Raw genomic sequence first — 20,542 nt, forward strand, 5'->3', positions numbered from 1 at the left:
GCCGCGCCGGCCGGCGCGGCGGCTTCCGCGCTCGCCGGCGTTGCCGACACCGGCGGCGCCGCCGCACTGCAGGCGGCGCTGGCAAATGCCGCGCAGCCGGCCACGGCAGATGCCCAGGCCGATGCCACGCCGGCGGCCGCCACGCCGCTGCCGGACACGCTGCAGGTCGTCACCACCGAAGCCCGGCCCGCACAGCCTTCGGTAGCCGACACGCTGGCCACCATCGCATCCCAGCGCGCCGCGATGCAGGCCAACACCGGCGCAGGCACCGACGGCAAGGCCGGCACGACCCAGGCCATCCCGGGCGGCGTGCTGGCCGTCCAGCAGCAGGACGCCAGCGGCCAGTCTGCCGGCGGATCGGGCAATCGCCCGGACAGCGGCATCGCCCAGCACCGCGCCGATCCGCTCGCCGCCAGCCCCGGCACGGCCGATGCCAGGCCCGTGGCAACGCCGTTCGCCGTCGCACAGGCTACCGCCCGCACCGGCGAGGCTGCTGCGGCCAGCCCCGACAACACACAAGCCGTGGCCGCCGCGCTGGCCGGCCAGGCCGCCCCGTCGGCTACTGCAGCCGCTGCGGCCGCCCGTCCTGTGATCGCCCCGCAGCTGTACGACAGCCAGTGGCCGCAGGCCCTCGGCCAGCAGATGATCCGCATGAGCACGCAAGGCCAGCAAAGCGCCGAACTGCAGCTGAACCCGCCCGATCTCGGACCGCTCAAGGTCGTGCTCAACGTGGTCAACGACCAGGCCCAGGCCCAGTTCGTCTCACCCCACCAGGCCGTGCGCGCCGCGGTGGAAGCGGCGCTGCCGCACCTGCGCACCGCACTGTCGGAAAGCGGCATCCAGCTTGGACAGACTTCGGTGGGCGCAGACGGCTTTGCCAGCCAGGCGGGCAATGGGAACGGGCAGCAACAGCAGGCACCTGGGAATGGGCGCGGGCAAACCGGTTTTGGTGCCGGCACGCTCGCGGCTGTTGAGCCGGCGGCAGTGGCCAGTACGACGGCGCGTCCCGCGCGCGTGCTCGGGCGTGGCGAGATCGATACGTTTGCCTGAGTTCGCGCTGTGTAGCGCGTGGTCATTGCGCCACGGAAGAAAGCAAGGCCGCCCGACGGGGCGGCCTTTGTCATGTCAGCGGCGGGGCGATTCATGTACTTCGCTCACAATCCTGCAACCAGATTTAACGGATTGCTGCTAGAATCAGTAAACATTTTTGCTTACCCTTATTTTCCCTGAGGTGCAGGAAAATTCGGGTGAAGCAGAGTGAATTCCGGCGATGGCACGCCGGACAGGGCGCCACCTTCAGTGAAGGCGCGAAGCATGTGAGGGTGTATCTCAATGGCAGGCAAACCAGGCTGCCACGGCATCCCAGCCACGAGTTCCGGGAGGGGTTGCGCAAGGCGATTCTCAAGCAACTCGGCCTGTCATGAGTCTTCAATCTCACGCCCCAACGTGCCCTTGTCGCCAAAGGAGTCCCAATATGCTGCGTTTTCCTGCCAACATCGTCCCGGACGACGCTGGCTTTGCTGTGTCGTTTCCCGATATCCCCGAAGCCCTGACCAGCGGCGACACCATCGAGCAGGCCCGCGAAATGGCCGCCGATGCGCTCGCCACGGCCATGGAGTTCTATTTCGAAGATGGCCGCCCGGTGCCGCTGCCGTCGAAGGCAAAACGCGGCCAGCATCTGGTTGAACTGCCGGCCAGCGTGTCGGCGAAGGTGCTCCTGCTTAACGAGATGATCGCGCAGGGCGTGACGCAAGCGGAACTGGCGCGCCGGCTGCATACGCGCAAGCAAGAGGTGCAGCGTATCGTCAACCTGGACCATGCGACCAAGATCGATACGATCGAGGCCGCATTCCGGGCGCTGGGGAAGCGGCTGGAACTGACGGTTGCCTGACCGCGCCAGGGCGTCCGCAATCCTCCACCCATGACTTTCGACCTGTTCGACGACCTGCCACCGAGCGGCCCCGCCAGCCCCGCCATCGAGCCCCTCGCCGACGGCGCCGTAGTCCTGCGCGGCCTGGCCCGTGCGGATGCCGAAGCGCTGCTGGCCGACGTCCAGGCCATCAGCGCGCTTGCGCCCTGGCGGCACATGATCACCCCCGGCGGGCTGAGAATGTCGGTGGCGATGGTCAACTGCGGCACGGTCGGCTGGGTCTCCGATGCGCGCGGCTATCGCTATGACCCCATCGATCCGCTGAACGGAAAGCCGTGGCCGGAGATGCCGGCGAGTTTCCGGCACCTGGCCACCACCGCCGCGGCGCAAGCGAGCTTTGCCGGTTTCGAGCCGGATGCCTGTCTCATCAATCGCTATGAGCCGGGCACCCGGCTCTCGCTGCACCAGGACCGCGACGAGCGCGATTTCAGCGCGCCCATCGTCTCGGTCTCGCTGGGGCTGCCCGCGGTGTTCCTGTTCGGCGGCATGCGCCGCGCGGACCGTCCGCAGCGGGTGCGGCTGGCGCATGGCGACGTGGTGGTATGGGGCGGACCGTCGCGGCTGGCCTTCCACGGCGTGGCGCCGCTGGCCGACGGCGACCATCCGCTGCTGGGGCGGCTGCGCATCAACCTGACGTTCCGCAAGGCGCTTTAGCCATCACCGCCGCCTTGGCACTTTGCCGGGGGTTTTCTACAGTCAATGGACTGTCCTGAACGCCACCGTGCAAAGGCCCACACCATGCATCTCGACGGCTCCTGCCATTGCGGCGCGGTCCACTTCTCGCTCGAATCCGATTCGCCCAGTCCGTACATGCATTGCCATTGCTCGATCTGCCGCAAGACGGCCGGCGGTGGCGGCTACGCGATCAACATCGGTGGCGACGCGGCCACGCTGCGCGTGCGCGGGCGCAAGCACCTGGGCGTCTATCACGCCGTACTGCGCGAGCCCGGCAAGCGCGCGCGGCGCTCGCCGGCACAGCGGCATTTCTGCGTGCAATGCGGCAGCGCGCTGTGGCTTTGGGACCCGCGCTGGCCGGAGCTGGTGTATCCGCATGCATCGGCCATCGACACGCCGCTGCCGCGCCCGCCGGAGGTGGTGGAGGCCTCGCTGGAATCGGTCGCGCCCTGGGTCGACGTGCCCAAGGGCAAAGGCCATGTGCACTGCGACACCTGGCCGGAGGAATCGCTGGCCGACTGGCACAAGCGGCACGGCCTGTCGTCGCGCTGAACGGCTGACGTTCGCGATATGAACGTTTTCATCGGCCGATCTTAGTCCTTCTTTGCCTCGCGGCGAATGCAACGGTTTGCCCGCCGCGCGCATTGCCTCGTGCGGAGCGCACCAGTGTCGCCGGTGAGGACGTCATTGCGCGTCGGGCTGGCATCGAAGCAGTTGTTGAGATAAACAACTGGCCTACGCCATACGAGCGACAACGTGCTTCAGGTGCGCCGCCCCACTTCCGATTAGGTTGTGACAAAGGTCACCACATCAAACGATGACAGCCCGTACCATTCCAATCGCTGACAGTGACCTCGTTGGCAATTAGCGACACGCCGAGCCCTTCCCCGCGGCTCGGCGCTTTTTTGGGTCGACCGATAGTGGACTACATGACCAATGTGGGGACCACCCTAAGCAGCTATCGTCCCGACTGTTCCTGGGGCTACGGGACGGCCCCAGTCTGACCACGCCGGGTGCTGCGCCATGCGAGCCACACCAGCACCGCGCACCTGCGCGAGCGCATGCCAGCCTTACCCGCCAAACATCACGCTGCCGAACTGCTGCGGCAACTGCGCAGCCTGCTCGCCCACGAGCAGATGGTCACGCAAGCCTACGGGCTCGTCACGCTCCTGCAGCCGTACTTGCAGCCCGATAATTATTAAACCTGTTTACGGGATGTTGTACTAGCGACATTCCATTCCATGTCCGGTGTCGTAGGAGCTTTCCACGCGGAGTGTGATAGCCGGCACGTTCGTTTTTGTCCGCTTCTGGTAGGACTGTATCCAGCGTAGACATGCCTGCGCAAACTCACCACTCAAGGAGCCACGTATGACCGACGGAACGAGTTCGCAAACCAGGCCTGACGCCGTATACGGCTGCAATCTTGGATGTGCAAGGGATGGTTCGTTCCTGGTAGCGAGGTTTGATCTTGGTATCTCCGCACGTGCGGTTCGCATACCCAGGGGGGCCGCCATCTGGATGCTCGATAATATTCCTATTAGCGAAGGCTTGGTATTCGGTGGTCACTATCCAATCCTCGAGCCAGAAGACTGGGACGACGCACATACTCCAAGCGTCGTGAAAGTCGGAGCGGTCGAGATGGAAGGGAGACTCGCCCTATTGCTTGAACTACAAGACGGGAGCGAAGCGAACTTCTACTTGCCGAAAATGCCGCGGTGGACGTTCACACACCAGCTACGTTCATATGAACCGCAGTTAAGGAGTCAGCGCGCAAGCGGCATGCTCTGAACGGCAGGCCGAGCGAAGTTAGCACCGTCTATGGGATCTTCAGTCGCTTCGAGGTGGGGTCCTTGGGGATCGACTACACCGTTGGAGGTGGAAAGGAACATCGCCAGCAGTAAGTTGATCGCCTATAGCTGGAATAGAAATAAGGATCCTGCGGGTCTCTTCTGAAAAGTGCTGGCTATCGATCGCTTTCGGGTTGTTCGGCAATCGGGAAGCGGGGGAATACCTGCCTCGCTGCCTCTACAGCGTCCAGCTTCGTCATGAAGGACTCGGTTAGCACAACGTCATGGTCCGCAGTGACGAGTTTGACGTACCAGCCGTCCTCTTGCCGGAGGATGAGTACAACAGGAATTGGCGGCGTCTGGCTGATTGCTTGTGGCTGGTGCGCTGGCTCAGTTGCGTAGTTTCGCTGCGAAGAGGGCGACATGGTTGTGGGCTTGCTTCAATGAGGGGCGGCAAGGAATGAGATCCCGCATTGAGTGGAATTTTCTGCCGTCAAGGAGAAGGGGCTGGCTTGTGCCAGCCCCTTTTACAGCCAACTACATGGAACTACATGGAACTACAACAGCTTAAACCCAAGCGAAGTCGGCCTGGCCGATGCTGCCGAGCTTATCGGCAGCACCCAGCAGTGCCACTTCATGCTCGGCCTGGTTGAAAGCGTTCAGACCGTTATTGGTCGTCGCGTCGAGCACCGAGAAGCCGTCGCCGTTGTTGTTGAACAGCAGTTGGACGTCCTTGCCACTGTCGGTGTAGTTGAACGTGCCATCTGCGTTGTAGTTGCCAATGCGCGCGACAACTTCAACGCCATTCACCAGGGTCAACGGGCTGCTGCTGATAACGCCTTGGGCGGAACCGTTCGTGATCGCGATGTCGAAGCCGATGACATTGAACGGAATCGGGTCTGCCACATCGATCTGGATCCTGTCCGTGCCGAAGGTGTAGTCGGTGATGTAGTCCTGCTTCAGATCCGGGTCGGTCGACTTGCCAGCTTCAGCCGCGTTGTTGGTGAAGTTGAAGTAGAACGTATCTGCACCTGCTCCGCCGGTCAACACGTCAGATCCGTGACCGCCGGAAATGAAGTCGCTACCGTCACCACCGTCGATCTCGTCCTTGCCTTCGCCGCCGAACAGACTGTCAATGCCCGCCCCGCCGCTGATGCTGTCATCGCCGTCGTTACCATAGATCGTGTCGTTGCCAGCGCCACCGTTCAGCACGTCCGCTGCGTTGGAGGCATAGACCGTGTCAGCCGCGTCGGAGCCGATGAACGTGAAGCTGCTAGCACTCGACGGGTTCTCCATCACGATGGTCACGCCGCTGCCCTTCAGGGCGGATGCGTCGATCGTGGCGAAGTTGTTGTCGGCGAACGCGAAGCCAGTCACCTCGCCCTTGCCCGACAGAATGAGCTTGCTGTCGGCGCCAGCTTGCTCATCAAGGTCAAGACGGGCCAGTTCAGAGGCGTTCACGAACAGGTTCGAGCCGTCGACACCTGCACCGACGACGACTTCGCTAACGAGGGCGTTGCCATTGAGCGAAGCACCGGCAGCCACGTCGACCTTCAGCAGGTTGACCGATGCCGCCTCAAGCCATTCGCCGCCGTTCTCGAAACCGACACCATTCAGGTGCACATGCCCCGAGGCTGCCGCCGCGATGTCGATGCTGGTGATCGTCGCGCGCTTGTCGGCGCCGGCAGCATCGATGCCCCACGAAGTCACTTCCGAGCTGATGCCGGCGCTGATCTTCACGGTTTCCAGATCGCCAGCAGCACGCCAGTCGCCAACCTGGCCGACTACGATGTCGCTGTCGGTAGCCGACTCGATCACCAGGTTCTGCAGATTCGACGCCTCGTCCATCAGGCTGATGGCCGAATTGCCCAGGGTGATATCGCCGACGTTGCTCGACTTGATCGTCAGGCGCTGCACGGTGTCGCCGTCCAGGATGACGCTATCCGTGAAGTTGTTACCGTCGATCGTCAGATCGCCGACCGAGTTGTTGGTGATCGACAGATCGGTGGTGTAGCGACCCGAGAACGAATCATCCACCTGCAGGCCACGAGCGATCACGACGCTCTCGGTGCCGTTGTGAGCCAGGGCCACCTTGTCGGCGTTGATCACGCGGATGCCAGCCGGGTTACCGGCGTTGCCAATCGAAGTGGTCTTGCCTTCGATGTTGATGTCCAGCGTGGTCAGACCTTGGCCGTCGTAGTCGACTTCGACGCCCTGCGCCAGGTTGCCCTGGATGTTCAGGGTCTTCAGCGTGCTGTCGAAGTTGTTGAAGTCCGCGCGGCCGGCCGACGCCTTCAGGTTGATGGTCGCCAGGTCGTTGATGTTGGTGCCGTCCAGGTGAACAGCGTTCAAGAACGTAGCATCCAGGGTCTCGACGCGATTGATCGTCGGTGCACGGTTGGCTTCAGCCACGGTCGCGTTCGCATCGAACACGGCGACGATCTTGTCAGCACCGGCGCCGCCGTCGATCACGTCACCCGTGCGCAGCGAGTCGCCGACGTTCAGCACGTCGTTGCCAGAGCCCAGCTTGACGTCGACCTGCTGGTCGGATTCCGAAATGTTCAGGCTCAGGTTGGCCAGCGCACCGGAAGCGTCGATGGTCGTCAGCGTCGAATCCAGGGCGCCCACGATGCCAAAGTTCAGGCCGGCTTGGCCGCCCTTGATGTTCAGCGTCTTGGTACCGTCGCCGATCAGGTCCGTCAGGTTCGACTCGAATCCAGCCTTGTCATCGTTGATGGTCAGGTTGATGGTCTCGACGTCAAAGCCTGCATCGGTGTTCACTTCAACCGTCGCGTTGACTTCCTTGACCGACACGTTGGCTTCTTTGCCCTTGATCTGCTGGCCGTCGAAGTTCAGCGTGATCTTGTCTTCGCCGTTGATCGCGTCGACGAGGTCATATTGGGTGGCGGCGCCTTGCAGGTCTTCCAGGCTCACGTCGCCCTTAACCTTCTCGACCACGACTTGCTGCAGGTCGGTCCAGTTCTTGGTCGTGACAGCCACGTCGCCGGTCGGCTGAATGGTGACCTTGCTGGCACCGGTGATGGTGGTGCCGGAGTACAGGTCTTGTTTCGCTGCCAGGCTCAGGACCACCTTGCCGGGGCCAGTGATCGAGTCGCCTTGGGTCAGGGTCTCGGTGCCACCAGTCACCGTGTCGGCGGCACCGATGACGATGGTGTCGATGGCCGTGGTCAGCACCTTGCTGACCGGCTCCGGTGCCGGGCCGGCGACGATCTTGTCGATCACGGCTTGCGGGTTGGAACCTTCGCCCTGCTGGTCCACCGGCTTCAGCCAGTCACGGGCCTGCTGGGCGGCCCAGTCGCCGCTGTACTTCAAGATCTCAGCCGTTGTGTTCAGGGCTGCGGTGAAGCCTTCGGCAGCAGCCAGCTTGGCTTCGAACGCTACCTTGTCGGTACCTTGCGCACCGTTGACGATGTCCAGCGCAAGGCTGGCCAGAGTCGCCTTCGGCGGCGTTGCAGCCAGCAGGCCAGAGTAGAAGGCGAGGGCAGAGGGTTCGGCGTCACGGCCAAACATCTGTTGGAAGATCGCGTTGATCTTGGTCTCGACGGTCTGGTTGCCGTACAGAGCGTTCGACTCGGCAGAATTGCCGAAAGCATCGATGATGGCGTTCAGGTTGCCGTTCACGCCGTCCAGCTTGGTGGCCCAGAATTCGAGACCAGTCGGATCGGCAGGGCGACCGTAGTAGGCGATGTAGACCTTCTGTACCTGATCGTAGTAGGCAGATGCTGCCATGAGGTTCTCCTAGGAGGTAAAGACAAGGGATCTGGATTTCGACCTGGCCTCTGCAAATAGATGGCAGATTGAACTCCAGATCTCGCTTCGTTGCGGCCTTCACTAGCACGTGCTATTCGCGGTGCAGTCCGCGACACGCAAATGACGTGTCGGGGTGGAGTATCGGGAAACAACGCGTCGACTTCGGTGATGGCGGGCACAAAACGCGCGACTAGCCGCTGCGGCAGCGGCCGTTGTCGACAGGCAACGCTGCCGGTGCGGCAGCGAAGGATCTCTGGCAGGCTGCTGAAGTACTCGCCGCACAAACGGGCTGCTTTCCGCAGGTACAGGTGAGTACTGTGTGATTTCACAAGCCGGAAGCCGCGCAGCAGATAGCTCTTGCTGATAGTGGCCCTTTCGGCGAGCTCTCTAATCAGTAGTCCGCGAGATCTCCGCCACATGCGGATTCGGGAAGAAGCCGTTCGCTGCACTCCTTAATGAAATCCCACGCTTCGGCTGGGATGACCGCGGAGCGCTCGCCTTCGCGTTCCATGTACTGGGCATTACCTGGTGGGCTTCCAAGCAGGGTGGGAGTCGAAGCAAAGCCGGCGATGGCTGCATTAGGGGTGATGCTGGTCACCAGGATGCGGCGGTCGCTCGTGACAACGCTGTTCTTTGGGGAAGCTGTGCAGAATCCTCGGAGGACGATGAGGCTTGGGGGTACTTCCAGCCAATGCAAGCCAGTGAGTTTCTGCTAGACGTCCAACGTCGGGCCGGTGCCGAAGGAAAGGGGAAGATCAGTGCGCATAGCGACGGATAAGTTCGCGGTGCGCCTCCGCGACGCGGCTATCTACTTCCTGTGGCGACTTCGCACCTAGGAAAAGCATGATAGGTCGCCCGTCGATATCGCCTGCAACAATCGCCAAGCATTCGATCGCCCCATCCTTGTATTCTGCAATCGCGTCGGCCAAGGCGGCGCCACACTCCGAGGTGCTCTCAATGCCATCGAGCCCGTCTAACTGATCGACATGGCCAGCGGCCCACAGGACTTCAACGCCGCCGAGCAGGCCAATCAGCAATCGATCCCTCGCTTCCAATCTTTCGATTGTGGCAAATGCTTCGAATAGGTTCATGGCAGAGCGAACGGTTCGGGGATGGCGGCGCGCTTTCCGATAATCCTGCCTGCTGCACGACAGACGTTTGGCATGGGACGGAAACCTGGCCGCCTGAAAAAAGTACGCCGAGTCACGGGGATGCTCGGCGTGTCAGGAATGCTGACCGGGCCGCAGTCAGCAGCTCATAAAATACATGCGGGCGTTGTTGGATGCGGTGATGCATGTCACATTTGCGGAATACAATCCGAAGCGTCGCGCGACCTGTTGGCGTGAGCTATTGTGGTCGCGGCAAGCGCTTACATTTTCCCGCATTCGCGTATGTCAAGATATTCGCTTTGCGCGCTTGCCGAAGCGGTTTGGCTCGTATACGCCCCTTCGGTCAGAAAGGCGAAACGCGTCAGTTTGCGCCAGTCCCCAGGGCTCGACTTACCACACCCAGTATGCCGTGGCCAACCCTGCGGCAAGCACCAACACCACGAGAATGCGCAACGTGCGGTTTCGGCGGGGAGCCCTCGGATAGCGATGGAACTCACCAAGGCCGCCATTACTCAGTTTTTCCCAATCCATGAGAGAAGTCTGTTTCGGGCGCAGCAGCCGATTTTACTTTCCCCGATGCACATCCGAGTGTGTCCGTCGGCACAAATTGTGAAATCCGGTGCACTGTTCAGAAGTCCATCAGCACTCCAGTGCTGACGCTGCCGGCCTGATAGCGGAACATTGCAATGGAGTCCTCCGACTGCTGGTACAGCCCCTGGACATAAAACGAGAGGCCGGGCGCATGCCGATACGTGTAGCGCAGCGCGAGCTGCCTGAGCACCTGGCGCCGTTGGGTGTCGCCGAAGAATGCCCGGAAGTATGGTTCACGATCGCGTAGTGTCTGGTGTTGCGCAAGCACTACCACGAGGTGGCGGGGATGGGGCAGCCATGACACATTGGCCACGATGCCGTATCCGTCGCGGTCACCGCCCGCCCGATCATTCAGGGCCGTATCCCGGATAACGCCGAGAGCACCAAAAAACTCCAGGTTCGGCATGATGTGGGCTCGGCCCCGCAGGCGCACTTCGTGGCGGCGTGCGTCAAAAGCATGCCCGTCCGGATAGCTGGCCAGCGCCATGCTGGTGTCAAACCCAATTCGATATGGCACCCCGGCAAACTCGCGCCCAGGCAGCCAGTAGCCCAGTTGCACGTTGCCGCCGTACTGGTAAGGACGCGCTCCCAGCCACGTATAGCCGAGTGCTGCCTGCGACTCCACCATGCCGAACTTCGTCTCACGGCCGTAGTACGCCGCGAGGCTGACGCCGGCCTGGTTATAGTCGTGGCGCTGGGCGTACTGTCGGATCGACGCGCCAACTGTCAAGTTCAGCCCCTCCGGGCCGGCGGTGCCCCACGACACGCTACCATCCATGCCGACAAAGCGATCAGGGTTCGCCAGCTGGGACGGCATCAGTAGCAGGTACGGCACCGGGGCACCCGCTGCCAACGGTACCAAGGGGCCGCCGGGACCGTAGTTGACATTGCTCGTGTAGCCGGTCAGGACGGATAGTTGCGAGCGTATTGGCCTGTCCGGGCGCCTGCATCCTGTCTTGACATAGGAATCGATGAGCATCCGGATTGCCGGCGGCACATCGTTGCCGGCCTGCAGCCGCGAGAATAGCGTAAAGGCTTGCTCTCGCTCGCCGACTTCGCACATGGCAATGGCAATATCCAGTTGGGCGCCCTCGTGCGGCAGCTGCAGCGGCTCGACTTCCGCGAGCATATGCCGCGCCGAATCGAAATCGCCCTCGCGCATCGCACGATGGACGCGCTGATAGAACGCCTCGTAGGTGTCATTCGCATCGGATTCAGCCACCGGTCGGCCGGCAACGCCGGCTGTCGGTGCGCCGGCCTGGTACGGCCCCCGCATGTCCGGCATGGCGGGTCGGGGGGGCATCGCCGGTTGCGCGGGCGCCGTGGCGATCCACAGCGACAGGACAAAGGGGCCGAATCGCCGGCCCCTCGCACTCGCATCAATCAACAGCCAACTCCGCCAGGTCGAAGGGCTGCGGCCGAGGGCGGCCGCGGACTGCGTAAATCGCTTCGGAGCGGCTGCGCCCACGTAACCTCGCGTGGCCGACCGGCAACAATGCATGACGGCGGGCGTGGGCCTTGGTCCCCCACCCCACAAGCAGGTCAGCCGAGACAGATTTGCATAGGTCCTGCAAACGTGATGCGATATTGACCGTGTCACCGATGGCCGTATAGCTCTTGCGCAGCACAGAGCCGATTTCCCCGACCACCGCGTCGCCGCTGTGCAGTCCGATGCAGATGCGCACCGGCGCAAGCCCCGGGCATGCCTCCTGAAGCCGCAGGTTGAGCGCCGGCATGCCGGCCAGTATCGCGCAGGCGCAGTCGAGGCCCATATCCGCGTGATCTGGGTGGTCCAGCGGGGCATTCCAGAATGCCATCACCGCATCCCCCATGTATTTGTCTACCGTGCCGCCAGCCGCGTGAATCCTCGCGGTCAATTCGCCCAGCACGATCTCCGTGACTTTCACCAGCCGCTCCGGCGCCATCGTTTCGGCGAGCGCGGTGTAGCCCTCCATGTCCGCGAACAGCACAGTGAGGGTCCGTCGCATCGGCAGCATGGCCTCGTAACCGCGCTCGCGCAGCAGTACGTCCATCACCGCTGGCGGCAGATAGCGGCGGAAGCGGCGCTCGAACTGGCGTGCCTGCATGCGCGCCAACGCCCACTCCATCGGCGCCTGCAATAGCAGTAGCATGAGACCAGCAACGCCGGGAAGCATCGCCGCTCGACCTGCACCGCCGGCCGGTAGCATCAGCAGCACCAGTATCCACAGAGCCGCCAGCCCGGTCATTGCGCCGTAGACAATCAGCAGGTTTCCGCCGCGCGACAACCAGGCCAGCCACAGCACGCTCGCTACCGTCCAGGCCCAGCCGAGCCAGGGGAGCACCAGTCGTGGCGAAGGCGCAGCGGCCTCGGCCAGCAGCCAGTCGAGCATCTCCGCATGCGCCATCACGCCTGGCACGCGAGGATCGTGTGGGCTGACGACATGGTCGGACAAACCCAGCGCGGATGCACCGATCAGCACATAATGTCCCGCCAGCGCACCCGCAGGCACGCGCTGCGCCAGCACGTCCGCAGCACTGAACACCGGAAATCCCTCGCCGGCGTGGCGCCACGGCACCGGTAGGAAAACGTCGGCATCCCTGCCTGTCGCGAGCAGCGGCGCAAGCTCCGTCCAACTCAGAGCCGGGGCGAGGTTTTTCCTGGCGCACAGCAGTATGGCCGCCGCCAGCATCGGATAGCGTTGCCCCTGGTAGGCGATCACCGGTGCCATGCGCCTCACCACGCCGTCAGGGTCGACCTGCGGTGTGATATGACCCACGCAGTCATCGGGCGCGGTCGTGAAGAAGTTGCCGAGATGTCCTGTTGCAGCCGGCACCTCAGGCAGCGTTGCGGTGGCGGACGACGGTAGCGCGCCGCCCGGATGACCGGCGCGGGCCGGAGCGTCGGGCGACAGATAGAAGGCTTGCGAGAACACGAGTCGATGCCGCCGGGCGACATCAACTAAGGCAGCGTCGGCACTAGCATCCGTCGGTTCCGGGAACACAATGTCGAGCGCAACGGCACGCGCCCCATGCCGTTCGAACAATTCACGCGCCAGGCCCGCCATGACCTGCCGTGGCCACGGCCACGGACCGAGCGTGTCGAGACTCGCCTCATCGATCTCCACGACCGCGACCTGCTCTGACGTGCCCGTTGACGGGCCGAGCCGCCACCGCAGGTCGGCAACCAGGTCCTCGAAGCGGTGGAACCAGCGCGGCGACCACGCACCGCTGCCCAGCAACCCGCAAACACCCAGCACCAAAACAAACAGTCCTGAACGTAGCCAGACGCGCGGCGAGGCCGCGCCTAGCGCCCCCAATTCGTCGCCCCGACTGCGGTCTGCCTCGATGCGCCAATCTCGCTGCTGAAGACGTAGCCGGCCTGCGACGCGTCCTTGCCCGCCAGGGCACCGCGCACGATGGCATTGCCCGCGGCCTGATCGCTTCGCATCATGCCGTCTGCCGCGACCGATCCCTGCGCATGCACCTGGTGCCTGAGCTGGTCGGTGCTGACAGTGAGTTGAGTTTCAAAGCGCCGCTTGCCGAAGTCGACCATCAGGGAAGGATCGCTGACCGTCGCGGCTGTCGTCTTACCGTCGCTCATCACATAAGCCTCGGCACCCTGTAGTCGGAAGCGGAACACCCCCGTGCCTGGCATTGTCATTGCCTCGCGCGCATCCCGCACCATGGCGAACGGACCGAACCCGCCCATGGCAACAATGCTGTACACGCCTGCGCGCAGCGCATCGAGGCTGGTGTCGGCCGGCAGCTTGGCGAGCGGTTGGTAGCGCCCCCAGAAGACTTTCTGCGGCTCGGGCTCGGGCGCGGGCTGTGGCGGATGCACCACCGACGGTTCGGGCACGGGTAGCGGGGCGGGACGCAGCTCTGGCGGCGACCTTAAGCTGCCGCCAAAGGCGATTTCGTTGGCGGTGACAACCACCGGCACGCTGATCGACGATACCCCCGTTTGGGAGGCCGCGGCGCTGCCTTCATCCTTGCCCGGAGGCGTTACTGACTCCGGAGACAGGTGCTGGAACTGTGGGCTGAGCAGCGTCGGCTGCGTGTCACCATGGCGCAGCTGCAAGATGCCGCCCGCCTGGCCAGACAGGCCCATGCCGTTGTCGCACGGGCCCTCGCCGGCCGGCATGCAGCCTCCGAGGAACGGCGACATCACGATGCCGCCGGTGCGAACGCTGGCGCGCGTGGTCTGGTCGTCGGTGAACACCGAGAAATCGGTGCCCCGGATGCCGATCGCCGCCACCGGGGTATTCATGCGGAAGCGCTCGCGTGCCGCCTGCGCGCCTTCGCCGGAGATGGTCCGCACCACGCCCCGGTTCAGGCGCAGCTTGATCTGGGTACTCGCAGGCGCAGCGCTGTCATAGGCATATGCCTCGATGGTGAGGCTCGAGTTCGGTCGAAGGCTGATGAAACCGCGGTCCACCGTATTGACGTAGACGTAGCCGTCGCCCCCCGTCAGAAGGGTTGCGCCCTCATGCACGGATACGCCCGCCGCCAGGGGCTGGCGCTGCCCTTGCGACTCGACCCAGGCGCTGCCAGCCACCACCGAAACCTTGCCCAATACGGCCGGCGCCTGCGCCCACCCGAACCCCACACCGCAGATCGACAAGACGCCAATCAGCATTCCCCGGATCATCGCTCTCATTGCTACCCCCGCATACTTCAGTGCGGCCATCAGATATGGCCGCGCAGTCCGGACCTGTCCCGATCCTCTTGGTGACGCACAAATCTGTGCCAAGCCGACAACGGATAATGGCCCACAGACGCGCTGCGCTTTGTGACAATTGTCACAAATCTTCTCAACGAGGACGTGTTAGCTTGAACGCGGGGTGAAAGCTAAGTAAACGTCCATGTCTAGAATTTCAGCAATGAAGCCGCTTGAGCTGCTGCGGCGACAGCGTATCCTCGCCGGCCTGGATGACGCGACGCTGCTCGAACTGCAAGCCGAAGTACGCATGCAACGGTTTCGCAAGCGCGAGTTCGTCGTCCACCATGGTGCGGCCGGTGATTCGCTAATGATGCTGCTCAGCGGCAGGCTCCAAGTCATCGCACTGACTGAGGATGGACGCGAGGTCGGGCTCGATTTCGTCGAGCCGGGGGACTACTTCGGCGAGCTGTCTATCATTGATGGCCTCCCCCGCTCTGCGTCCATCGTTGCGAGCGTCGACTCGCTGGTTGGCTTCCTGCCCAGGCACAAGGCCAAGTGGCTGTTCTACAACCATCCGAGCGTGATCGAGACACTGCTTCAAAAGCTGTGCAACACAATACGCCAGGCCTCAAGCTACCGGTCGATGCTTGGCATGACGCGTGCCTACTCGCGCGTCTATGCGATCCTGATGAGTGCCGCGCGCAACCCGACCGGTAGCCTCGTCACAATCGAGAACCTGCCTAACCAGCAAGGTATCGCGATCATGGCCAACGTTAGCCGCGAAACCGTCTCGCGCGCGATCCACGCGCTGGTCAGCACCGGCATCGTCCAGAAGGACCTGCGCCGGCTCATCGTGCGCGAGCCGGTCATTCTTGAGAAACTCGCCAAAGGCGAAGCCGAGATTCAGGTCCGCAAGAAGCCGGAAGCAAAGGCCGCGTAGCGCGCGCCGATCGTGCGCCAGTCCCCCGTCGCCACCACCTTGGCGCGGGCGGACGCGACCAGCGCGCCATGGCTGCTGGTACCAAGCTCGCGCGCGGCGCGCAATGCGCCCATCAGGTCATCGGCCTCGATCGGCACGAACTCCTCCCACGCCCGCAGGCCGCTGCCGCGCGCGCCAAACTCTGTGCTGAGCACCAGCAAGCCGCTTGCCATGTACTCGGCCAGCTTCAGGTTCGTGCCCGATCCGGCGCGCACGGGATTCAGTCCATAGTCCGCCAGACTGAGCCATAGCGTCTTTTCCGCGGCACCGACTACGCCGAGAAGGGCAACGTTGCCGGGCAGCGCGTGTGTGTCGAGCATGCTGCAGACCGATCCCATGATCGCGAAATCAAGCGCCGGACTGCGAGCCGCCGCTGCCAGCACCAGCAAGGCAGCATCGAGATTGGGCCCATGGGCACTGCCCATGAAGAGGCCAAGCGGTCGTTCCTTGCCGAAGCGGCGCGCGCGGACCCTGCGCTCGGCCAGCGGCACAAAGGGCGTTTCGGCGATCTCTATACCGTTGGGAATCACGGTCAACGGCGTTTCGGCGAGCTCATACAGCTCGCCCAGCCGTGCCGCATCCAGTTCGCTGCACGCGGTCACGCCCCGTGCCTGCTCCGCGCACTGCCGTTCGAAATGCCGCACCAGCTGTGCGGCCCAGGCGTGCTGGCCGTACATACCCGCCTTCAGGTCATACTCGACGTTGTGAGCCTCGTAGAGGTGGGGCCGCCGCTCGCCGGCCGCCTGTAGTCCCGGAAAGCCGTAAGGATGCGCGCAGATGGCAAGCTCGGCCGCGCGCAGTTGTTCGCGAACTGCCTCCAGCCACTGCGGCACGCTGTCCGGGTACATCGCCGCGGCCAGATCGCCAGCGGACACACCAAGCTTCTGCTCTAGTTCCTGTCCGTGCTCCCGCAGGCGCGGCGAGACCGGCACCACCTCTTCCACGAGCCCTGGCGCTAATGGCCTGGCATGGCGCGGCACCCCTGCGTCGGCCAGGTTGACAAAGCGCACGTCGAACGCGTGGGCCAAATGGCGGTAGAGGCCGAACAATCGCAGCTTGCCTCCGCTCACCACGGGTTCAACGGGAAACGAATTGACGACCACGATACGCGGCCTGGCAGGCCGCGCCACATGGGGTGCAACAAGCGGCGCCACATGCTGTGGACCATCCGGCCTGGCAGGCGACAACAACCAGTCGCCAAACGCCTGCCAGTCGATCGCCGAGGCCCGCTCCAGCGCGTGCGCGCTCATCCGTTTGATCCCGGGCGTGTCAGTCGCCAGCCCAGCAATGGCCATGCCAAGCGATGCCGCGCTCGGCTCTGCAATCACACCATTGACACCATGTTCAATCAACTCGGTCGGCCCGCCGCTGTCACTCACAGTCAGGACAGGCCTGCCACACAGCATTGCCTCCAGCGTGATCAGTCCGTAGTCTTCCTGGTACGGCACGAACGGTACGAATGCGGCCTTGGCATACTCTTTTGCCAGTTCAGCATCGGTCAACCGGCCGAGGAAGCGAATGCCATCATGCCCCTCGGCGCGTGTGCGCAACGCTCCCTCTTCAGGTCCGGTGCCGGCGATGCGCAGCGGCAGCGTCACACCGCTACGCACGTAGGCGTCGATCAGCAGGTCGATCCGCTTGGCGGGAACAAGCCGGCTGGCGGTGAAGATCCCGGCGCCGTCTGGCGGCGTGGCGGGCATCAGTCCTTCCAGGCCGGTCGGGTGATAGAACACCTCCACAGCGCAGCTGTCGGGAAAATGCGCAGCGCGATCTCGCACCGTACGCGAGATGGCGGCGTAGCGCCGAATGTGCCCGGGCTGCATGCCGATGCGGTCGAGCAGGTGTACGACAGCGCGTGCGAACGTACCGGGGAAACGCAGCAACTCCTGCGGCGTATCGGGCCGCGACAGCGCGGCAAGCAGGATATCGGCCACCTCCGCCGCGTCGAGCCCTTCGCCCCCATGGCCTTCCAGCAGCGCAGCTTCAAGCGCCGACGGCAGCCGGAGCTGCGCCACCTGCGCGGCATCCGGCGGTCGCGCCGCATGCGGCGGACAGGTGTCGTACAGCCCGCGCAGCTTGTGTTGCAGGTAAACCATGTGGTTCGGATGCCGGACCATCCAGGCGGGGTACTTGGTACTGATGACGAGGTCGAAATGGCGCAGGTCCAGGCGGGCAAAGGTGCGGTAACTGCCGATCAGCTCGATAAGGTTACGTTCCGGGCTTGGCAGCTTGATCAGTTCGGCCACCACGCCCGAACGCCGGTTCAGTTCGCGCAGCATGCCCCACCAGAGGTTCTCAGCGCCGCCAATGATGAAAGGCACCGGGCTCGGCGCCACTATCGCTACTCTCATGCTTCTGTTCTACCGTGATGTGGTGTATTTGCGCCTGACCGCGCCTCAGGCCGTCAGCGTCTCGACAACGTGCTGCCAGTTGATGCCACGCGCCAGCAGCATCTCCCGCCCGGCCACGCCCATTTCAGCGGCCTGCCTAGGACGCGCAGCAATGCCTTCGAGCGCGTGGGCCAGCGCTTCGGGATGCGGCGGCACGACCCAGCCGTTCTCGCCATGGCGCACAAACTCGAGTGGGCCGCCGGCGTCGCTGCAGACCAGCACGGGCTTGGCCGAAAGCATCGCCTCCAGCGGCACATAGCCGTAGTCCTCGTCTTGGGCCGCAAAGCACACTGCCAGCGAACGCGCATAGAAGTGCAGCTTTTCCTGGTCACTGATTTCGCCCAGCAGCATCACACGGTGGCCCATACCTAACGCGTCGATCCGCCGGCGCAGCGGTTCCATTTGTCCGCCAGCCCCGGCCAGCACGATGAACAGCTCGGTGCGCAGCCGCGCGGCAGCATCGATCAATAGCTCCTGGCGCTTAAGTGTCTCCAGCCGGCTCGGCATGAAGACGAACGGCAACGCCGCTTCGCAGCGGAAGTGCCCGAGCAGAGGTGGGGGATGATAGAGCGGCTGGGCGGCGAGCTGGTTGTACTGCTGTAGGCGCTGTGCCACGCGCCCCGAGTTGGCAAAGCGCCGCCGGGCTTGGGCCAGATGCGCGTTGTCGAAGGCGACGATGCGCTCGCGCAGCTGCCGGAGCCGCGGGGTCGCCTCCGCTTCGGTAAAGAGGTCGTAGACGGCTCGGTGCTGGTGCATCAGCCACACGTGGTGATCGGGGTGTGAGATGCCCCAGCCAGGGAATTGCAGGCTGATCATCCTGTCGATCTCCACCCCATTGGGCCGATACATGTCCAGGGAGGCTGCGCGTTCCATCGCGTGCTCCACTTCATCCTCCGGTCCGAAGCGGAACGGCAAGCGCAATACCTCTACCGAGTGGCCGCCTTCACGCAGCGCCGTCGTTAGATTGGCGATGTGGTACTCGGCACCGCCGCGCACGAACGGCACCAGGTTCGCAGTCAGCAGGATCTTCACGTCAAGGCTTCGTCGTCAGTCTTGCGCGGCGTCAGCGGCTTACGCGCGATCAACGCGTAGTCTTGGGGACCGCACAGGTGGCCGTTGACACGTTCGGTCAGCGGATCGTCGCCCGGCACCTTGGCCGAGGCCGGATAGGGGTTGAGCCGCACCATTTCCAGCGCCTCGAAGCCGTGGAACTCCAGCAGGAAGGCGAGCGAAGTCGGCGTGACCGGGTTGCGATGGGAGAAGTCGTGGTAGAAGGTATGGCTGCCGACGAGCAGATTCTCGGGATTCGGCGTTTCGATAAGAATGGACCCGCCAGGTGCTAGTGCACGCCCAGCATTGGCGATCATGGCATACAGCACTTCGAACTCCAGGTGCTCGACAACGTGGAATGCCGTCACGGCACCCAGCGCGCCGGGTGGCATGCGGGAGAGCGCCTGCACCCCGTCGCATGCGTCGACATCGAGTCCACGGTCCAGGCAGAATGCGACCATCGCGCTATTCAGGTCCACCCCACGCGCGGCGATGCCGCGTTCGGCCAGCAGTTCCAGCCATTCGCCGCGTCCACAGCCGATATCGAGCACCGGTCCCGGCGCCGCCTCGTGCAGCGCCGCGATCCACCCATCATATGCGGCCAGTTTGTCGCGGATCTCCTCGCGCGATCCGCGGTTGGCATTCTCGAAAGCCATGTAGTAGGCCTCAATCTGGGCGGCCAGGTCCTCGCCAGACGCCACCTCGCTAGGCGCGTGCGCCGCCTGCCCGCTGCTCTGTGTGGCCGGTCCCGCCGCCGGTACAGCGGTGCGGCGTCCGCCCATGCGCGACAGACGATCGTGCGTCAACTCGGCGGACAACTTCTCCAGCTTGTCCTCAAGCACGCTGATGCGCTCGCACTCTTCGCGCTGCTCGCGCAGCGCGTTCAGAACGCTGCCAGCAATGGCTTCGATCGGCTTGCGCCAGCCACGCTGGGCACGCAGCATGCCGTCACGTTGCCGCTGCAACGCTCCGGCCAGCCAAACGACAGCCGCTTCACGCCTGGACACCCGGTGCTCGAAGCGGCCGAACGCGCGGAGTGCCAGGGCACCCAGCCCGAGGCGTGCGGCCACGCGTGCAGCCAAGTACCGCGCCAACAGCCCGCGGCCACCGACAATGCGGGTTCCGCGACGACGCCCTTCGGCCGAGCAGCGTAGCTGCGCGGCCACCCACAGCCGGCTGCCGGTCAGCCCGAGTACCCCGGCATAGTGCGCCGCCCCGATCTCGTCAGCGTCGCGCCCGAGCAGCAGCCGGTAGGCCTGCGAGACGAACTCAGCGCGGGGAATCGACAGAAGGAAAGCCAGGTGCAATGCACCGTCCGCATCGGCATAGGCAAGCTCCGGCAGTACGGGCTCGGGCAGGCTCAGATAGTCGGCGCAGACCGGATCCAGCGTGAGCGCCTTGCCCTCCGCCGCGGCGGCCTCGGCTCGCACCCGTGCCACGACGGCCTCCAGCCCCATGCGCGCCTCCTCGCGAGCCTCAGGCGAGCCCTCCATCTCGGCCATCGGTAGCGGCTCAAGGCCTGCGGCGGCCTGGGCCGGCATGCCCGAAACCGGTGGTGCCAGCGGCTCCTGCGGCAACTGACGGTCGGCCGGCATTGTCTGCGTTTTTGGCATCC

The 20,542-nt window shown here is 64.1% G+C and carries 16 protein-coding genes; 7 read left to right on the forward strand and 9 right to left on the reverse strand.

Features of this window, described 5'->3' with window-relative positions; translation table 11 throughout:
- The 6 genes from CF68_RS32435 to CF68_RS37830 form a co-directional block, all read left to right on the forward strand.
- A partial coding sequence (locus CF68_RS32435; protein WP_035827164.1) for a flagellar hook-length control protein FliK occupies positions 1–1,050 on the forward strand: 1,050 nt, incomplete at its 5' end.
- Positions 1,051–1,247: 197 nt separating this feature from the next.
- Positions 1,248–1,424, forward strand: coding sequence for a type II toxin-antitoxin system HicA family toxin (locus CF68_RS32440; RefSeq protein WP_035827165.1), 177 nt, complete (start codon positions 1,248–1,250; stop codon positions 1,422–1,424).
- Between the two features lie 50 nt (positions 1,425–1,474).
- Complete coding sequence (locus CF68_RS32445) at positions 1,475–1,891, forward strand: type II toxin-antitoxin system HicB family antitoxin (protein ID WP_035827167.1); 417 nt, start codon at positions 1,475–1,477, stop codon at positions 1,889–1,891.
- A 30-nt stretch (positions 1,892–1,921) separates the two neighbouring features.
- Positions 1,922–2,584 (forward strand): DNA oxidative demethylase AlkB, encoded by a 663-nt coding sequence (gene alkB / locus CF68_RS32450; protein WP_035827168.1) that lies wholly within the window; start codon positions 1,922–1,924, stop codon positions 2,582–2,584.
- A gap of 84 nt (positions 2,585–2,668) precedes the next feature.
- Positions 2,669–3,157: a GFA family protein gene (locus tag CF68_RS32455; protein ID WP_035827170.1), complete on the forward strand. Its 489-nt coding sequence runs from the start codon at positions 2,669–2,671 to the stop codon at positions 3,155–3,157.
- A gap of 461 nt (positions 3,158–3,618) precedes the next feature.
- Positions 3,619–3,807 (forward strand): hypothetical protein, encoded by a 189-nt coding sequence (locus CF68_RS37830; RefSeq protein ID WP_035827172.1) that lies wholly within the window; start codon positions 3,619–3,621, stop codon positions 3,805–3,807.
- A 1,152-nt stretch (positions 3,808–4,959) separates the two neighbouring features.
- Here CF68_RS37830 and CF68_RS32465 read toward each other — a convergent pair.
- The 6 genes from CF68_RS32465 to CF68_RS32485 all read right to left on the reverse strand — a co-directional run bounded on the left by CF68_RS32465 (position 4,960) and on the right by CF68_RS32485 (position 14,484).
- Entirely contained in the window at positions 4,960–8,142 is a 3,183-nt protein-coding gene (locus CF68_RS32465; RefSeq protein WP_035827173.1) for a calcium-binding protein, read from the reverse strand.
- 412 nt (positions 8,143–8,554) lie between these two features.
- Positions 8,555–8,761 carry a hypothetical protein gene (locus CF68_RS37335; RefSeq protein WP_152548589.1) on the reverse strand — a complete coding sequence of 69 codons (207 nt, stop codon included), beginning with the start codon at positions 8,759–8,761 and terminating at the stop codon, positions 8,555–8,557.
- Positions 8,762–8,918: 157 nt separating this feature from the next.
- Entirely contained in the window at positions 8,919–9,254 is a 336-nt protein-coding gene (locus CF68_RS32470) for a hypothetical protein (protein ID WP_035827174.1), read from the reverse strand.
- A 646-nt stretch (positions 9,255–9,900) separates the two neighbouring features.
- Positions 9,901–11,250 carry a hypothetical protein gene (locus CF68_RS32475; RefSeq protein WP_152548590.1) on the reverse strand — a complete coding sequence of 450 codons (1,350 nt, stop codon included), beginning with the start codon at positions 11,248–11,250 and terminating at the stop codon, positions 9,901–9,903.
- Entirely contained in the window at positions 11,243–13,102 is a 1,860-nt protein-coding gene (locus CF68_RS32480) for a CHASE2 domain-containing protein (protein ID WP_235205968.1), read from the reverse strand. Before CF68_RS32480 ends, CF68_RS32475 begins: the two co-directional genes overlap by 8 nt.
- A 47-nt stretch (positions 13,103–13,149) precedes the next feature.
- Positions 13,150–14,484 carry a FecR domain-containing protein gene (locus CF68_RS32485; protein WP_051591794.1) on the reverse strand — a complete coding sequence of 445 codons (1,335 nt, stop codon included), beginning with the start codon at positions 14,482–14,484 and terminating at the stop codon, positions 13,150–13,152.
- Between the two features lie 244 nt (positions 14,485–14,728).
- Here CF68_RS32485 and CF68_RS32490 point away from each other — a divergent pair, with 244 nt between their 5' ends.
- Complete coding sequence (locus tag CF68_RS32490; protein ID WP_035827177.1) at positions 14,729–15,448, forward strand: Crp/Fnr family transcriptional regulator; 720 nt, start codon at positions 14,729–14,731, stop codon at positions 15,446–15,448.
- Here the strand turns inward: CF68_RS32490 and CF68_RS32495 are convergent.
- The 3 genes from CF68_RS32495 to CF68_RS32505 all read right to left on the reverse strand — a co-directional run bounded on the left by CF68_RS32495 (position 15,412) and on the right by CF68_RS32505 (position 20,540).
- Positions 15,412–17,808, reverse strand: coding sequence for a glycosyltransferase (locus tag CF68_RS32495; RefSeq protein WP_235205964.1), 2,397 nt, complete (start codon positions 17,806–17,808; stop codon positions 15,412–15,414). The genes CF68_RS32490 and CF68_RS32495 overlap by 37 nt on opposite strands.
- A 75-nt stretch (positions 17,809–17,883) precedes the next feature.
- Positions 17,884–18,909: a glycosyltransferase family 4 protein gene (locus CF68_RS32500; RefSeq protein ID WP_035827180.1), complete on the reverse strand. Its 1,026-nt coding sequence runs from the start codon at positions 18,907–18,909 to the stop codon at positions 17,884–17,886.
- On the reverse strand, positions 18,906–20,540 hold the full coding sequence (locus CF68_RS32505) for a methyltransferase domain-containing protein (protein ID WP_161786888.1): 1,635 nt from the start codon (positions 20,538–20,540) through the stop codon (positions 18,906–18,908). The genes CF68_RS32500 and CF68_RS32505 overlap by 4 nt, the downstream gene beginning before the upstream one ends.
- Positions 20,541–20,542 lie beyond the last annotated feature (2 nt).

This window comes from Cupriavidus sp. SK-4 (genome assembly GCF_000611125.1).
GTDB classification, from domain to species: Bacteria; Pseudomonadota; Gammaproteobacteria; order Burkholderiales; family Burkholderiaceae; genus Cupriavidus; species Cupriavidus necator.

What these genes read in the sequence shown, in the direction of transcription:
- CF68_RS32445 (WP_035827167.1), top strand. Translation starts at nt 1,475, where the DNA reads ATGCTGCGTTTTCCTGCCAACATCGTCCCGGACGACGCTGGCTTTGCT.
- alkB (WP_035827168.1), top strand. Translation starts at nt 1,922, where the DNA reads ATGACTTTCGACCTGTTCGACGACCTGCCACCGAGCGGCCCCGCCAGC.
- CF68_RS32455 (WP_035827170.1), top strand. Translation starts at nt 2,669, where the DNA reads ATGCATCTCGACGGCTCCTGCCATTGCGGCGCGGTCCACTTCTCGCTC.
- CF68_RS32465 (WP_035827173.1), bottom strand. Translation starts at nt 8,142, where the DNA reads ATGGCAGCATCTGCCTACTACGATCAGGTACAGAAGGTCTACATCGCC.
- CF68_RS32470 (WP_035827174.1), bottom strand. Translation starts at nt 9,254, where the DNA reads ATGAACCTATTCGAAGCATTTGCCACAATCGAAAGATTGGAAGCGAGG.
- CF68_RS32485 (WP_051591794.1), bottom strand. Translation starts at nt 14,484, where the DNA reads ATGCTGATTGGCGTCTTGTCGATCTGCGGTGTGGGGTTCGGGTGGGCG.
- CF68_RS32490 (WP_035827177.1), top strand. Translation starts at nt 14,729, where the DNA reads ATGAAGCCGCTTGAGCTGCTGCGGCGACAGCGTATCCTCGCCGGCCTG.
- CF68_RS32505 (WP_161786888.1), bottom strand. Translation starts at nt 20,540, where the DNA reads ATGCCAAAAACGCAGACAATGCCGGCCGACCGTCAGTTGCCGCAGGAG.